Raw genomic sequence first — 16,193 nt, forward strand, 5'->3', positions numbered from 1 at the left:
GTTATCGACATTTACTGTTGCAATAACGAGGCGGACCATACATTTTTATGTCTGCTTAAATGCTTATGCCTGATGGTGTTGGATTCCGGCTTGTGAAGGCGGCAGTTTGAAGGCGGTTATCACTGCAGCAATCAACACCACAGCACTTATCAGCCAGGCATAACCCGGTTCTGTCACAATGCGCTCTGTCAGCCAGTTAAAGCCAAAGCAAGCTGTCAGGAAAGCAAATATGGCCCGCGTTATTGCAAAAGTAGTATAGCGGGATACCATTAACAGCAGTGGCAGTACTACCACACTCAGCGCCGCCTGAAATACCTCAACCCCTGCGTTAAACCCCGCCACCGCGAGTAACCTTGTTACTGTATCAAGCGGCAGCCCCTGCATGACTTCTGAAAAGGCGACGCCATGGATCACGCCGAACAGTAATACCGGTACTTTGTGAAGTCGCACCGGATGAATCAGCAACAATACCGCTGTCACCAGAACCGTTGCAGCCACGCACGCTTCAGTTAACCACACAGGCATGCTCAGTACACCGGTCGCAGATAAAGCCAGTGATACTGTATGGCCAGCGGTGAATAGGGATATCATGATCAATGCCTGTCGCCATGTATACCCTTTACGCCAGTTATGCTGTTTTGATGCACTGACTACAGTGAACAACAAACAAAACAGGAACAGCAAATGGTCTGTACCGGCAAAGATATGATGGAGGCCGGCAGTAAAGTAGCGGAGGAGCAGATCAGTGATGCTCAGGGCCGCAGCTTTCAGGCTGACAGACGTATGCCGCCAGGACAGCACGGTAGCATGGCTTGCAGGGCCATCTCCGCTTGCATTGCTGACTGATACAAGGGTGCGGTGATTGCGCACCCTGTGCGTGATGCCATCGTACTGAACCACCAGTGATGATGGCTGATGTACGTGCTCAGTTGCGGCTGTTACGCTCACAACCAGGCAGGTCTCATAATCACACTGCTGAAACCGGGGAGCGTCAGTTTGTATGGCATAAACCTCTTCGTGCATCGTGTCCGCGGCAGTGACAATCAGGTGTTCGTCAAGATATGAAGCCATGCGGTTGTGCAGCTGTGAAGGACTTTCAGCGGTGAGCGCAGGCCAAATGGGATTGGCCTGCTGTAACTGGTCCAGTGGCAATAATAATTCAATCTTCAGCGTACCGGCGCTCTGATGAATTGTCATTTTAGTGGCAGAAGCCGGATGGGCAGCAACCGGCAAGGTTACCAGTAACCAGGCTATTGCCATCAAAAGTAACAGATTACAGCGTATTGCCATAATCCATTTCCTTATCACGATAGACAGTGTGATAGTGGGTCTGACCGCGAATGACTACACCGCCCTGACAGGCGACTTCAATCCATACGCGGGGACCGTCGATCCTCATGTAGGTGCCGCTCTGGTCAACATCAACGCCTGCTGATTCCGAGCCTGCCCATGCGATATAGGTATCCGCCAGTGCCGCTTCTGTTGTGTAATCTGCCATCAGAGCGTCAGAAATATCGCTCTGGTAGTCATCCACCCATTCGGCGATTGCCGCAATGACCAGTGCCTGCTGCGTTTCGCTTAAGGCAGCTACGTTAATACCGCCGCGATCGTCGCCAACAGGATAGTCATTTGGCTGTACGCCACTTCCGTTGTCGGGCCCAACAAGTACATCAGAATAAGATTCACCGCTCAGATATGCGTCTGAGAATTCATCCTCAGATAGCGCTTCAAACATGGCTACCATCGCATCACCTTCATCTACCAGCGGCGCATACGTCGTACTGTTGAGTTCAAAAGCAGATTTAGGCTCTGATGCAATATGATTAGGCACAGGGTAACCGGTACCTTCCACCATAGTCACGTTGTAGGCGAGGTGATGGCCACCGAGTTGAATCATCCAGTTATCTTCACGGCCGGGGGTTCCGAATATTGCGATGTAATAGTTCGCAGAACTGTAAGTGCTTCCGCCCCCCTGTTCCTGCAGATAATCATCAGCAGCCAGTACGCCGCGAAAATCTTCGTATCCGGCATCATTTAATAACGTTTGTGCAACCGTGATAAGCGCGTCGTAAGCTGTATCTGATAATTCGCCGATGCGCATACCATTTCGCTGCACATTGCCGGTGGGTAAATTTGACCAGATTGTCCTTTCGGTATTGGAATTATCCCACTCATACAAAATGGCTGATTGTTCAGTGGTGGTGAGGGTAGCGATGAAGTTCTCAGTGGCGCAAATCAGTTCGTCCATTTGCGCTGTGGACGTATCGTCACACTGACTTTCCGTGGCCGTCTCTTCAGACGCAGAATCGTCTGCGGCTTCATCGTCGCTGTCGTCTGCAGTGTCGTCATCACTTTCGTCTGAGTCATCTGACGAATCGTCGCTGCCGGTATCACCGGTTGAACTGTCATCTGATGTTGAACCGGTTTCTGTTTCTACTGTGGTTAGATCTGAACTGTCTGAACCGCCGCAACCGGACAGTAACAATGCAGCCAGGAAAAGATAGAGAAATGGGGTAGGTTTCACAAAGCGCTCCGCAACAAATAAGAACAGTTCTCATTATTTGCTGCGGAGTACTTGCAAAAAAGCTTTTTAACAAAGCTTTACACAGCCTTTACCCTGGCTGACTAAAGGGGGGAAACAATTTGCGTGACGCTGCGGCTTTCGCCGGGTGCCAGCGTGCATCCATTGGTCACGGCTGTCTCAATACATAACATATGTCTGAAACCAAACGCGTCCATGTCAGCGATAGAAGCAGCCCCTTGCCAGGGATTCCAGACCACCAGAGAATCGTGTCCCATAGACGTTACGCGCGTAAATGGCTTCTCTTCTACATAAACGGTTACGTCAGGAGCAGCATGCTGATGAATGCGGTCTGTTTCACCACTGAAAGTATACGGAGACGGGGCAGGCTTTAATGCCCAGTTTTCCAGTTTGTCTTTGTACTCGCCTTCAATACCTGTAATTTTGGTATGCGCGATATCTGCCACTGAAAAATAGGTGTGCATTGCTGCATTGAATGAAAACGGCACGATTCCGGTGTTTTCTGTCTTCAATGTAATCGACAGGGTTTTACCCACCAGAATTTCGTAGCTGACTTTGCAATCATATTCAAAGCCTTCACCACGGCTGAATGTGGGGGTAAGAACAATGCGTGTGCCGTCTCCGGTGTCTTCAGAAGACTGAATCTGCCAGCTTTGGGTGCGCAAAAAACCATGAGAGGGCAGTTCACCTTTCTCACGGCCATGATCATCACTGAACCATGGCCAGCAAAGAGGAATTCCACCACGGATCGGGCGCTCACCGTTTAAGAACGCATGAGGACTGAGCCATAGACGGTCACGATCATCAGATTTTGGAATGAATGACAGTACATGCGCGCCAAATAAGCTGATACGGCTGCTGGCAAACTGATTGTCTACGTTTAAAAAGGTAATCCCTGAAGATTCTTCAACAGTTACAGAGTCGGGAATACTCATGTGACATCTCCTTGCCAAAATAAAGTCCGGTTATTATTGTGCATCCAAAAACAAAAAGGTGCGATAGCAAATCGCACCTTTTTTACATTTTTATCTTGCTTATCACCCGGTTAGGGCATGTTCGCATTATTTTGAAATATGCTGAACCAAATCAAGTACTTTATTTGAGTAACCCCATTCGTTGTCGTACCAGGATACAACTTTAACGAATGTGTCAGTCAGAGCGATACCTGCATCTGCATCGAAGATAGAAGTGCGTGCGTCGCCCAGGAAGTCATTAGACACAACAGCATCTTCGGTGTAACCCAGAATGCCTTTCAGTTCACCTTCAGACGCTTCCTTCATTGCTTCACAGATAGCTTCATAAGTGGTTGGCTTTGCCAGATTCACTGTCAGGTCAACAACTGAAACATTCGGAGTAGGTACACGGAATGCCATGCCGGTTAATTTACCGTTCAGGGCAGGGATAACTTTACCAACGGCTTTCGCAGCACCGGTAGAAGATGGAATGATGTTCTGGCCCGCACCACGACCACCGCGCCAGTCCTTATGAGAAGGACCGTCAACCGTTTTCTGTGTTGCTGTCGTCGCGTGAACAGTCGTCATCAGACCATCAACAATACCGAATTTGTCGTTCAGTACTTTCGCCAGAGGCGCAAGACAGTTTGTGGTGCACGAAGCATTAGAAACGATAGTCTGGCCATCGTATTCACCGTGGTTAACACCCATAACGAACATAGGCGTGTCGTCTTTAGATGGTGCAGACATCACCACTTTCTTTGCGCCGGCTTCAAGGTGAGCTGAAGCAGTATCTTTTGTCAGGAACAAACCTGTAGATTCAACAACAACATCAACGTTTACATCGTTCCATGCCAGGTCAGCAGGGTTTCTTTCTGATGTAACACGGATAGTTTTACCATTTACTATCAGCTGGTTATTGTCTACCTTTATTTCACCATCAAAAACGCCATGGGTTGAATCATATTTCAGCATGTAAGCGATGTAATCTGTGTCCAGCAGATCGTTGATAGCAACAACTTCGATGTCGTCACGCTTTTGTGCAGCGCGCATTACCAAACGACCAATGCGTCCAAAACCATTGATACCGATGCGAATAGTCATGTCATACCTCTAATTGTATTTTGGTACAAGTGAAAAAAAATTACGTAAAGTATGGATCAAAATGGCATAATTGGCAAAGTAAAAAGCAAAAAATGTTGCAAAATTACAACTATGAATTATGCAAACGTATTCAGTTTCGTTGTATCGGGTCTTTAACTGATAATGCTCAAAATAATGTGTTGATGAGAATGCGCGGCCGTTGCCTTAACATTATCAACACGGGAAACAGGAATAGATAAAATGACAAATCCCGTTTTACAACAGCTGGTTGAGATGCGCGGCATAGAGACCCACTATGTTGATGCGTGGGGCAAACCTGCCACGATTTCAGAATCAAGCCAGACCAAATTACTTAATGCACTGGGTTACGACACCAGCAATGAAGCTGCTATAGAACAACAGCTTTCTGAAGAAGCCAGAAAAATCTGGCAGACTCCGCTCAACCCGGTACAGGTTTTACGCCAATCAGACACCGTTCCGTTTTCTGTACGGTTACCGATAGAACTGGTAACCGATGAGTATACTGTAGCGCTCTCTTTTGAAGATGGACAGACATTCGTCCACACTTTTGCACCGGTTGACGAAACACTGGTAAATGTCGCCCAGCTGGAAGACGTGGAATATCACGAATACGCTGTCACACTGCCGGTTCAGCCGCCCACGGGTTATCATACACTCAGCTTATCGGTGGAAGGGGATGATGAACCGCTTTGCAGTATGCGGGTTATTATTGCACCTTCAGCCTGCTTCATTCCTGAATCCATTGCTGCCGGTAAAAAGATTTGGGGCCTGAGTGTGCAACTTTACTGTGTACGCAGTCAGAAAAACTGGGGCATGGGCGACTTCTCAGATCTGGCTTTATTAACCGAAAAGGCCGCTGGCACCGGAGCAGAGTTTATCGGTCTGAACCCTATTCATGCGCTGTATCCGGCGAACCCTGATGCCTGCAGCCCATACGGACCGTCTTCACGTCGCTGGCTTAATTATTTATACCTCGATGTGACTGCCATGCCCTGTTTTGACGACGCCAGTGTGCAGACCATTGTGAATGACGCGGCTTTTCAGGAAAAACTTGCAGCGGCAAGAGCAGCTGACCTGGTTGACTATGCTGCCATTGCATCACTTAAACTGCCTGCACTCACCGCGTTGTTCGACGTGTACTACAACAAGTACCTGACTAAAAATACAAAACAGAACAAAGCATTTAAAGCGTTTGTGGAAGCCGGTGGAGAAAGCCTTGATATGCTGGCGGTGTACGATACGTTGCAGGAAAAGCTGGCTGAAGAAGGTAAGCCTTCCTGGGGTTGGCCGGTATTTCCTGAGGAATTCCGTGAATACCACAAACCTGATGTAGCGGTATTCAGAGAACAGAATAAAAAGCGGGTTTCTTTTTACCTGTTCCTGCAATGGCAGGCTGCGTTGCAATTACAGGCCGCCAGTGATGTGGCAACTAATGCCGGCATGGCTATCGGTTTATACCGTGATCTCGCCGTAGGTGTCAGTGAAGGCAGTGCAGAAATCTGGGGTAACAAAGACTTGTACTGTACCGGTGCCTCTGTGGGGGCGCCGCCGGATATTTTAGGGCCACTCGGACAAAACTGGGGGCTGCCGCCCATGGACCCGTACAAGCTCTACGAACAGGCCTATCAGCCAATCATTGACTTGTTTGCTTCCAACATGGCCGGTTCCGGTGCTTTGCGTATTGACCATGTTATGGCATTGCTCCGTCTGTGGTGGGTGACTAAAGGTGACCATGCAAAAGATGGTGGCTACGTTTATTATCCTGTCGACGATCTGCTGGCCATTCTGGCGCTGGAAAGCCACCGTAACCAGAGTCTGGTGATTGGTGAAGACTTGGGTACGGTACCTGAAGAAATCCGTGAAAAACTGGCGGATAACGGTGTTCATTCGTACCGGGTGTTCTTCTTTGAGCAGGCTAAAGATGGTGGTTTTTATTCACCGGCCCATTATCCTGTGCAATCTATGTCGACACTGACAACCCACGATATGCCAACTTTGACCGGCTTCTGGCATTGCCTCGATCTTGAACTGGGTAAAGAGCTTGGTTTGTATCCTACTGATGAAATATTGTCTGTGTTGTATCACGACAGGCATAAAAATAAACAGGCGATACTGGATACCTTGCACGGTCACCATTCCGTTAGTGACAACATCAGCCGTGATGTGAATGTGACGGGAATGACTACCGAACTTAACCGCGGTATGCAATTGCATATGGCGGCAGGTTCCAGTGCGTTACTCAGTCTGCAACTTGAAGACTGGTTGGAAATGGATAAGCCTGTTAATGTACCGGGTACGTTTAACGAATATCCTAACTGGCGCAGGAAGTTATCTCAGCCTTTAGAGACTATTTTTGACAATCAGGACATCACTAACCTGGCAGCTAAGCTGACCGCTGTCAGAAAGCAGGCCAGCACAGATTAGGGATGTTCTGCAGTCTGCCGTATTGTGCGGCAGACCTTGCAGGAGTAACAAATGGTAGTAGAGCAGCAACTGGCACAAGCGCGGTGCAGTCAGCCTTTTTCCGTACTTGGTAATCAGCAAAGTGAAGATGGCGTAACGGTTACCGCGTATATCCCGGAAGCCAAAACAGTGTCAGTCCGCTGTTTAAAAACCCGCAAAGAAATCATCAAACTCAAAAAACAGGGCGACACAGCTCTGTTTTCTGCACTATCAAAAAAGTTAAAACCTGCACAGCGTTATGAGTTGCAGGTGACAACGGCAGATAGCGAATACAGCTTCACCGACCCGTACCAGTTCCGTGAAGAAGCATTTCATGCTGTGCACTTTATCGATCATCAGCCTGAAAATCTTTACCGGCAGGGCGGGGCACAACTGCTTACCACAGACGGCATTACCGGAACACGTTTTGCTGTTTATGCCCCTAACGCATCTGCGGTTTCCGTCATTGGTGACTTTAACCGCTGGGATGGCCGTACTCATCCAATGCAACAAACTGACATGGGCTACTGGGTACTGTTCATTCCGGGACTCGTTGCCGGCGAGCGCTATAAATATCAGTTAAAAGATGCCTGGGGTAACGATTTACCTCACAAGGCTGACCCGCTGGGCTTTGCTGCTGAGCAGTATCCTTCTCATGCATCAAAAGTGTTCGATCACGATGCCTACGAGTGGAATGACAGTGCCTGGATGGAGAAGCGGCAGGCAGACAAATACGCAAATCCCATGAGCGTGTATGAAGTGCATCCGGGTTCATGGCGCCGTCCTTCTGAAGAGAGCGGGAAACGTTATCTCAGTTATCACGAACTGGCGGATTCACTGATCCCCTACGTGAAAGAAATGGGGTATACCCATATAGAATTGTTACCCGTATCAGAGTTTCCTTTCGACGGTTCCTGGGGGTATCAGCCGGTGGGGCTTTACGCACCGACAAGCCGCTTTGGTTCACCTGACGATTTTAAATATTTTGTTGATCAGTGCCACCAGGCAGATATCGGCATCATCATTGACTGGGTACCGGCGCACTTCCCGGAAGATGCCCATGGCCTTGCGCGGTTCGATGGCAGTCATGTGTACGAATATGACGATCCCCGCCGTGGCTGGCATCCGGACTGGAATTCATGCATTTATGATTTTGGCAAAGATACGGTTCGCCAGTTTCTGGTTGCAAACGCACTTTTCTGGCTGGATAAATTTCACATTGACGGCTTGCGTGTGGATGCAGTGGCCTCCATGTTGTACCTGGATTATTCCCGTAATGAAGGGGAGTGGATCCCCAACGTGCACGGGGGGAATGAAAACTACGAAGCCATCAGTCTGCTGAAATGGATGAATGAAGAGGTTTACCGGCACTTCCCCGGCGCAATGACCATTGCTGAGGAGTCCACTTCATTCCCGGGCGTATCCAGACCGGTGAGCGAAGGCGGTCTCGGCTTCGGCTTTAAGTGGAATATGGGCTGGATGCACGATTCCTTGCATTACATCAGTAAAGATCCGGCGTATCGCCGCTATCATCACGGTGAGATCACCTTTTCCATGGTGTATGCCTTCGATGAAAACTTTGTATTGCCGATTTCCCACGATGAAGTCGTGCACGGAAAAGGCAGCCTGATTGGTAAAATGCCGGGAGATGAATGGCAGCAGGCGGCAAATCTGCGTTGCTATGCCGGTTTCATGTATGGTCACCCGGGTAAAAAACTGAATTTCATGGGTAATGAAATTGCCCAGTCAAGGGAATGGAATCACGATGGTGAACTTGACTGGTGGCTGCTGGAGTTCGACAAGCATAAAGGCATGCAGGCACTTTACCGTAAGCTTAACCATCTGTACCGGACGATGCCTGCACTGTATGAGCAGGATCACAATTATGAAGGTTTCAGCTGGATAGACCATAATTATGCTGAACTAAGTATGTTGTCTTTCGTAAGAAAAGCCAAAGACGACAAGCAAAAAGTCTATGTGGTGAACAACTTTACGCCTTCTCCCCGTGAGAAGTTCCGCATTGGCGTGGAAGATCCGGGTACTTACTCACTGGTACTGAATACCGACAGCGGTGAGTTCTGGGGCAGCGATTACCCGGCACCGGAAATTGTTACTGCTGACGCGGTGGAATGGAATAATCAGCCGTATTCTATTGAAATCACTTTACCGCCACTGGCAACACTTTACTGGGTTTATGAATAACAGGAGAACCGGCAAAGGTGAAGCAAGACTCACTTGTAAACTATAACGTTAAGGCTGGCGTACCGTATCCGCCGGGGGCGACTGTCACCGGCGACGGCTGCAATTTTGCTGTTGAATCGCCGGATGCCAGAGCTGTCGTGCTGTGCCTTTTCCAAAGTGATACAGAGGAACCGGTTGCAGAGATTGTGATGCCGGCCAAAACCGGTTCAGTCTGGCATTGTGAAGTAGAAGGTGCAGGCGAGAATCAGCATTATGCATACAGGGTGGAGCGTGGTGAAGAATCCCTTCACCATGTGCCGACGGACAAGCTGTTAATCGACCCTTACGCGCAAAAACTCAGCCGGCCACTGCACTGGAATGCCAGACACTATGAACATGACTCACAATTTATGGTGCCGAAATGTGTCGTGGTGCGTCATGATAATGATGACCGGCCGCCGAAGCCTGCCTTTCAGCCACATCAGCGAATTATTTACGAAGCCCATGTGAAAGGGCTGACTATGCTGCACCCGACTGTGCCCGACGAAGACAAAGGCAAATACACAGGGGCTGCCCATCCTGATGTCATAAAACATCTGGTTGATCTCGGTGTGACCACGGTGCAGTTTATGCCTTTGTCAGCGTTCATGCCGGAACCTTACATTACAGAAAAAGGCATGACCAACTACTGGGGTTACAATCCGGTAAACTACTTTGCACCTGAACCCAGGTACGGAAAAGCGGATGCTGTCCGTGAACTGAAAGCCATGGTGGATGCCTATCACGAAGCTGGTCTGGAAGTTATCATTGATGTGGTTTACAACCATACCGCGGAGGGCGGAGATGGCGGACCGGTATTGTCTTTTAAAGGCTTCTTTCCCCATCAGGCTTATTTGTATGAGCAAACCAAAACCGGTGAGATTGTATACAGCAATCACTCAGGATGCGGAAATACAGTAAATACTGCCAGTCCGGTCATGACGACAATGATTATGGATGCCATGCGTTACTGGGTTGAGGTTATCGGTGTAGACGGATTCCGTTTCGATCTCGCCGTGTGTCTGGGCAGAGATCCGCAACAATTTTCGCCTCACTCCGGTTTGCTCAAGTCAATTTCACAGGACCCGGTGCTGAAACAGGCTGTGCTGGTGGCGGAACCTTGGGATATTGGTCCGGGCGGTTATCAGTTAGGCGCTTTTGCGTATCCGTGGCTGGAAGTGAACGACCGTTACCGTGACACCTTAAGAGCATTCTGGCGGGGTGATCACGCTATCACCGCGGAGTTTGCAACGCGGCTGATGGGGTCACGGGATATTTTCCATAAGGGATTCCGGCCTGTTTATACATCGGTAAACAATGTGACCTACCATGACGGCTTTACCCTTCACGATTTGGTGAGCTACACCGAACGCCATAATGAGGCGAACGGTGAAAACAACCGTGACGGACATGGTCACAATTTATCTGCCAATTATGGTGTGGAAGGGCCCACTCAGGACGAGAAAATTCTCCAGCTTCGTGAGCGTCAGAAACGAAATATGTTTTTGTCGATGATGCTGTCACAGGGGATCCCTCATGTGCTGGGCGGTGATGAGCTGAGTAAAACCCAGAACGGAAACAACAACGCCTATTGTCAGGACAACGCTCTTAACTGGTATGACTGGGAGCTGAATAAACGGGAATCTGATTTTCTGCATTTCTGTCAGCACGTAATTCAACTGCGTCGTAGCAGCGAGTTGCTGAGTCATTTACTGCTCGAAGACGATTTATTTCAGCTTGATACGAATGTGGCGGTGATCCGCTGGTATAAACCTGACGGACAGGATAAAGAATCAGAAGACTGGCAGTCACCGGACAGTCAGTCGTTTGGCGTTGAAATCCGTGGTACAACCAAAGATGAAAACGACCCTGAACACTGGTTCCTTTGTTTTAATGCCAGCCTGCAGGATAAGCGTTTTAACCTGCCCGGAATCTCGCCTCAGTGTGCCTGGCAACTGATGGTTGATACCCGGTACGGTTCTTTACCGGAACAACCGGATATTTGTATCCAGAGAGTATTTTTGCAGGCTGGAAGAAGCGTAGCTGTGTTTAAACAAAGTCAGATAGTGCCGTAAAGGGTTTACTGCTGCACGGCAAGTAAGCAATCAGTCATGATTTGAGCATAATTCGCAGAAAATCAGTCATAAGTTAGTGTTCGCACTATTATCAGGTGGTATGATCCGCAGCCATCTGTAACTTGAGGTGACACCCAATGCAAAAAGAAGATGGAAAGCACACTGAAACTAAGTGTGATATCGGTTTTATTGGTTTAGGCGTAATGGGCGCCAACCTGACGCTTAACCTGGTCGATCATGGTTATCGCGTAGCCTGTTTCGACCTTGATCAAACCAAAGTCGATGCGATTATTGCTAAAGATGCTGAAGAGCGTGGCGACGCGGCTGCCCGTGTAGAAGGCTGCAGCTCATACACCGAATTACTCAGCAAATTAAAGTCACCTCACATGGTTATTCTGTCGGTACCTGCCGGCGAACCTGTTGACCATGTTTGTTCTCACCTGATTGACGCCGGCATCCAGGCCGATGACATTGTTGTGGATACCGGAAACAGCTTGTGGACGGATTCTGTCGAACGGGAAGAAAAGTACAAAAGTAAGTTTATCTTCTTCTCTACTGCGGTTTCCGGCGGTGAAGTGGGCGCACGTTTCGGTCCTTCTCTGATGCCTTCAGGCAACCCGTACGCGTGGACACGCCTTGAGCCGGTATTAAAAGCTATTGCAGCTAAAGTCGATGCTGAGACAGGTCTGCCAATCGAATCTTTCACCCCGGGTAAGCCGGTGCTGGAAGGGGAAGCCTGTGCCACGTACATCGGTCCTGTGGGTGCCGGTCACTACGTGAAAATGGTGCACAACGGTATTGAGTATGCCGATATGCAACTTATCTGCGAAACTTATCAGGTCATGCGTACTGCTTTACACATGTCTGCCGCTGAAATTGCAGAGGTTTTCCGTCGCTGGAATAAAGGCAAGCTGAACAGTTACCTGATGGAAATCAGTGCTGAAGTACTGGAGCAGCTGGATCCTGAAACCGGCGTACCACTGGTAGATGTCATTCTGGATAAAGCTGGTCAGAAAGGCACCGGTCTGTGGACCGCTGTCAGTGCACTGCAAGTGGGAAGTCCTGCCCAGACGATTACTTCTGCGGTATTTGCCCGCAGTCTGTCCAGCCTTAAAGACGAGCGTGTTGCAGCCAGCAAAGTTCTGCAGGGACCGGAAGTCAAAGTCCTTTCTGATGAAGAGAAGTTTGCGGCTATCGACAAGCTGGAATATGCGCTTTATTGCTCAAAGATTTGTGCATACGCGCAGGGTTTCCAGTTGATGGCTGTTGCTTCAAAAGAGCACGGTTGGGAGCTGGACTTCGGTGGTATTGCGAAAATCTGGCGTGCCGGCTGTATTATCCGCGCGGTATTCCTGCAATCTATTTCTAAAGCTTACGAAAACAACGAAGATCTGGCGAACCTGTTGCTTGATCCTTTCTTTGCTGATCAAATCACCCAATATCAGTCAGACTGGCGGGAATCACTGGCACAGGCTGCTCTGGCGGGTATTCCCTGTCCGGCAATGATGTCAGCGTTAAGTTATTACGATTCTTACCGTACCGCAGTACTGCCGGCCAACCTGCTTCAGGGCCAGCGTGATTACTTTGGCGCACACACGTATCAGCGTGTAGATAAACCCGCGGGTAAGAAGTTTCACCTTGACTGGAGTGATCCGGCGCGTCCTCAGATTGCTATCAAAAAGTAATCGTGTAAACGAACACAGGAGCAAACATGGCTGTCGATAAAGACTGGAAAGCAACGCTGTCACCTGACGAATATCGTGTCACCCGTCAGGCTGGTACAGAGCGTCCTTACACGGGTGTATTACTGGACGAAAAGCGTCCGGGAACCTATATATGCAAGTGTTGTGGTGCGCCGCTTTTCAGTTCGGATGCTAAGTTTGATTCCGGTTGTGGCTGGCCTTCATTTGATCAGCAAACAGATGACGGTAATGTGTTGTACCGTGAAGACAACAGTCACGGCATGCGCAGAACGGAAATTATCTGTAAATCCTGTGACGCCCATCTGGGCCATGTTTTCCCTGACGGACCCACAGAGACCGGCCAGCGGTATTGTGTAAATTCGTTATCGCTGAATTTGAAAACTGCAGAGGATGAAGTCGTCCGCGGCTGACATGTTCACTTCTGGTTAAAAAATAAACACCGCTTTATTGTAAAGCGGTGTTTTTGTTTGTGACTTCGTCATAACGGATGGAAATACTGAAATTTCCTGTGAAAGTGACTTACAGGATCCGTTGAAAAAAGCGACCCCGGTCAATGCTGAAGTCTGCCGGTTACAGTTTGGTAAGCCCGAGCGCCTTTGCATCGAATTCACCGTCTTCCAGTGCGCCGGTTATTTCATCTGCTACGTTATTCATCAGCGAAGCCGGTAACTGAAACTTTGTTGCCATTGCTTCCAGTTGTTGCGTATTGATTGAGTCGGAGTAGTGACTGGCGACTTTTGACCAGATCCAGGCAAGTTTGTACTTCTTCTGTTCCATGCTGATGGTTGTCAGCGTATGAAATACTGAGACATCCACATTTTCATCATCTTTGTAAAGACTCAACGCGCGGTACAGGGTGTCCCGGGTGCGGTTCATGTCATCTTGCGCCTGTATTGACGCCAGGGCGATCAGTTGTTCCGGCGTGTTAAGGCGACCGGCACTGGCTGCAGCCATAAACCGTTTCAATGCGTCTTCATCACCGGAACGGGACCAGTGATACCAGGCGAGCAGGGGCTCACTGCTATTGCGGGTTTTACGGTTGAGACGATCGAGTTCTTTGCGTGCTGTCAGCACACCTTTCATCCGGTCTGCTTCTTTGTCCCTGTATTTTTTGTGGGTCAGGCCGGAGGCGTTAACGATACAACGCTGGTAGTCTTCAAACATCAGCATCAGGCGATAAATGTCTTCACCTTCACCGTCGTCAGGGTGGCGGTAGCGTTGCTTGATTATCTCTGCTTTTTCCCCGCGGCACCATTCATCGCTGTTGAGATCGTTACACATTTGCGGATTATCCTGACAAATTGTGGCGACTTTAGGCGCAAACATATCACCGCAACCGGGCAATACCACTGTTACAATCAGTAACGGCAGGCATTTCGCCAGTTGTGTTGGAAAATTACTAAAGGATCGGGGTGTTTGTAGCTTAAATGATGAAATACTGAAAATTTTCAACAGTTTGGTCTTCCTTGATGGTTTTCTTAGAATAAGTCCGTTCCACGCAGACAACGACTTTTACACCTTAGTGTACCCTACAATTATGAAGCTTTCTGCGTGGACTGTCCGGTTAATTTTTAATGGTTAAGGCAAAGGCATGAATCAACAGTTTGAACAGGAATTGCAAAGCAGCTGGCAGGAACGTCAGGAATACGCGGAAATGATGATGCCGCTCATCGGTAAACTCTACAGAAATCATTCAGTAGAAGTGTCTGTGTATGGCCGTTCGTTACTGGGTGCCAGTGTCATCGATATCGTTAAAGCGCATCGCAAAGTGCGTTTACATGAAGGCATTAAACTGCGTTTACGGGAGAGCTTTCCTGTACTTGAAGCGTTAACAGCAATGCCCCTCGCGCCGGCACATATTGATATTGGTAAACTGGCTTTTGATTTCCATTACGGCAGTGCCGTCGATCAGACCGATTTAAATGCTTATTTGCAGGAAAAGCTGGCTGATGTAGCCGGTAAAGACGATGAGCAGACGCCTCAGGATGTGGTGCTTTACGGCTTTGGCCGTATCGGCCGCTTACTTGCCCGTCTTCTGATAGAAAGACAGGGCAAAGCGAACAAGCTGCGTCTGCGTGCGATTGTTGTGCGTGGCGGCAAAGACGGCGACCTGGAAAAGCGCGCAAGCTTACTTCGTCGTGATTCGGTACACGGTCCGTTCAATGGCAGTATCACAATTGATCATGAGCGCCAGGCCATTAAAGCTAATGGTTCTTTTATTCAAATCATCTATGCAAACAGCCCGGATGAAGTGGACTACACCAAATACGGTATCGATAATGCTATCGTTGTTGACAATACCGGCATGTGGCGCGACCGCGACGGTCTGGGTCTGCACCTTAAAGCCAAAGGTGCTGCGAAGGCATTACTGACTGCTCCCGGTAAAGGTGACATTAAAAACATCGTTCACGGCGTTAATCATGAAGACATTCTGGCAGAAGACACAATCCTGTCAGCCGCCAGTTGTACAACGAATGCAATCACGCCTGTGCTGAAAGCGCTGGATGAAGAGTACGGTATTGATTCCGGTCACGTGGAAACCGTACACAGTTTCACCAACGATCAGAACCTCATTGATAACTACCACAAAGCTGACCGCCGGGGCCGCAGTGCACCGCTTAATATGGTGATCACTGAAACCGGCGCTGCGAAAGCAGTAGCAAAAGCCTATCCGAAACTGGCCGGGAAGCTGACTGGTAACGCGATTCGTGTACCTACACCAAACGTGTCTATGGCTATTCTGAACCTTAACCTGAAAACTTCTACCGATAAGCTGGCGGTGAATGAGTTCCTGCGGGATACGGCTCTGTTCTCATCGTTGCAGCATCAGATTGACTACACAGCCAGTAAAGAAATCGTTTCAACTGACCTGGTGGGTTCACGTGCTGCGAGTGTGGTGGATTCACAGGCAACAATCGTCGCTGATAACCGTCTTACTCTGTATGTGTGGTATGACAATGAATTCGGATACAGCTGCCAGGTGATGCGTGTAGTGCGCGACATGGCTGGGATCACTTTCCCAACGTTACCTGCATAATTGTTAGCGCAGGCGTTATTACCGGTATCGCTTCGGCGTTACCGGTTTAATTAGATGGTCCGCCTCACCTCTAAGCTAGTCTTAGAGTTAGGCAAT

Annotated in this window: 11 protein-coding genes; 6 read left to right on the forward strand and 5 right to left on the reverse strand. The window is 48.9% G+C overall.

Features of this window, described 5'->3' with window-relative positions:
• Positions 1–63 precede the first annotated feature (63 nt).
• The 4 genes from AC4PME_RS19475 to gap all read right to left on the reverse strand — a co-directional run bounded on the left by AC4PME_RS19475 (position 64) and on the right by gap (position 4,599).
• The gene (locus AC4PME_RS19475) at positions 64–1,290 is read right to left on the reverse strand and encodes a HupE/UreJ family protein (protein ID WP_491046818.1); all 1,227 of its coding nucleotides are present in this window, start codon (positions 1,288–1,290) and stop codon (positions 64–66) included.
• Positions 1,274–2,524: a DUF3500 domain-containing protein gene (locus AC4PME_RS19480; RefSeq protein WP_491046817.1), complete on the reverse strand. Its 1,251-nt coding sequence runs from the start codon at positions 2,522–2,524 to the stop codon at positions 1,274–1,276. The genes AC4PME_RS19475 and AC4PME_RS19480 overlap by 17 nt, the downstream gene beginning before the upstream one ends.
• Positions 2,525–2,625: 101 nt before the next feature.
• Positions 2,626–3,477, reverse strand: a complete 852-nt coding sequence (locus AC4PME_RS19485; RefSeq protein WP_303574274.1) for a D-hexose-6-phosphate mutarotase — start codon at positions 3,475–3,477, stop codon at positions 2,626–2,628.
• A 126-nt stretch (positions 3,478–3,603) separates the two neighbouring features.
• The gene (gene gap / locus AC4PME_RS19490; RefSeq protein WP_491046816.1) at positions 3,604–4,599 is read right to left on the reverse strand and encodes a type I glyceraldehyde-3-phosphate dehydrogenase; all 996 of its coding nucleotides are present in this window, start codon (positions 4,597–4,599) and stop codon (positions 3,604–3,606) included.
• A gap of 240 nt (positions 4,600–4,839) precedes the next feature.
• Between gap and malQ the strand changes: the two genes are divergently transcribed.
• The 5 genes from malQ (at position 4,840) to msrB (ending at position 13,470) form a co-directional block, all read left to right on the forward strand.
• Positions 4,840–7,044 (forward strand): 4-alpha-glucanotransferase, encoded by a 2,205-nt coding sequence (malQ, locus tag AC4PME_RS19495; RefSeq protein ID WP_491046815.1) that lies wholly within the window; start codon positions 4,840–4,842, stop codon positions 7,042–7,044.
• A gap of 51 nt (positions 7,045–7,095) precedes the next feature.
• Positions 7,096–9,264, forward strand: coding sequence for a 1,4-alpha-glucan branching protein GlgB (gene glgB, locus AC4PME_RS19500; RefSeq protein ID WP_491046814.1), 2,169 nt, complete (start codon positions 7,096–7,098; stop codon positions 9,262–9,264).
• 17 nt (positions 9,265–9,281) lie between these two features.
• The gene (glgX, locus tag AC4PME_RS19505) at positions 9,282–11,357 is read left to right on the forward strand and encodes a glycogen debranching protein GlgX (protein ID WP_491046813.1); all 2,076 of its coding nucleotides are present in this window, start codon (positions 9,282–9,284) and stop codon (positions 11,355–11,357) included.
• Positions 11,358–11,494: 137 nt separating this feature from the next.
• Positions 11,495–13,042 (forward strand): NADP-dependent phosphogluconate dehydrogenase, encoded by a 1,548-nt coding sequence (gene gnd, locus AC4PME_RS19510; RefSeq protein ID WP_119501098.1) that lies wholly within the window; start codon positions 11,495–11,497, stop codon positions 13,040–13,042.
• A gap of 26 nt (positions 13,043–13,068) precedes the next feature.
• Positions 13,069–13,470: a peptide-methionine (R)-S-oxide reductase MsrB gene (gene msrB / locus AC4PME_RS19515; RefSeq protein WP_474851983.1), complete on the forward strand. Its 402-nt coding sequence runs from the start codon at positions 13,069–13,071 to the stop codon at positions 13,468–13,470.
• Between the two features lie 160 nt (positions 13,471–13,630).
• Here the strand turns inward: msrB and AC4PME_RS19520 are convergent, their stop codons facing one another.
• Positions 13,631–14,410 (reverse strand): DUF2989 domain-containing protein, encoded by a 780-nt coding sequence (locus tag AC4PME_RS19520; RefSeq protein ID WP_349586229.1) that lies wholly within the window; start codon positions 14,408–14,410, stop codon positions 13,631–13,633.
• A gap of 241 nt (positions 14,411–14,651) precedes the next feature.
• Here AC4PME_RS19520 and AC4PME_RS19525 point away from each other — a divergent pair, with 241 nt between their 5' ends.
• Positions 14,652–16,097, forward strand: coding sequence for a glyceraldehyde-3-phosphate dehydrogenase (locus AC4PME_RS19525; RefSeq protein WP_491046812.1), 1,446 nt, complete (start codon positions 14,652–14,654; stop codon positions 16,095–16,097).
• Positions 16,098–16,193 lie beyond the last annotated feature (96 nt).

The organism is Alteromonas sp. (assembly GCF_984505615.1).

Coding starts and splice junctions, on each gene's coding strand:
- malQ (WP_491046815.1), top strand. CDS start 4,840: ATGACAAATCCCGTTTTACAACAGCTGGTTGAGATGCGCGGCATAGAG.
- gap (WP_491046816.1), bottom strand. CDS start 4,599: ATGACTATTCGCATCGGTATCAATGGTTTTGGACGCATTGGTCGTTTG.
- gnd (WP_119501098.1), top strand. CDS start 11,495: ATGCAAAAAGAAGATGGAAAGCACACTGAAACTAAGTGTGATATCGGT.
- glgB (WP_491046814.1), top strand. CDS start 7,096: ATGGTAGTAGAGCAGCAACTGGCACAAGCGCGGTGCAGTCAGCCTTTT.
- AC4PME_RS19475 (WP_491046818.1), bottom strand. CDS start 1,290: ATGGCAATACGCTGTAATCTGTTACTTTTGATGGCAATAGCCTGGTTA.
- AC4PME_RS19485 (WP_303574274.1), bottom strand. CDS start 3,477: ATGAGTATTCCCGACTCTGTAACTGTTGAAGAATCTTCAGGGATTACC.
- msrB (WP_474851983.1), top strand. CDS start 13,069: ATGGCTGTCGATAAAGACTGGAAAGCAACGCTGTCACCTGACGAATAT.
- AC4PME_RS19525 (WP_491046812.1), top strand. CDS start 14,652: ATGAATCAACAGTTTGAACAGGAATTGCAAAGCAGCTGGCAGGAACGT.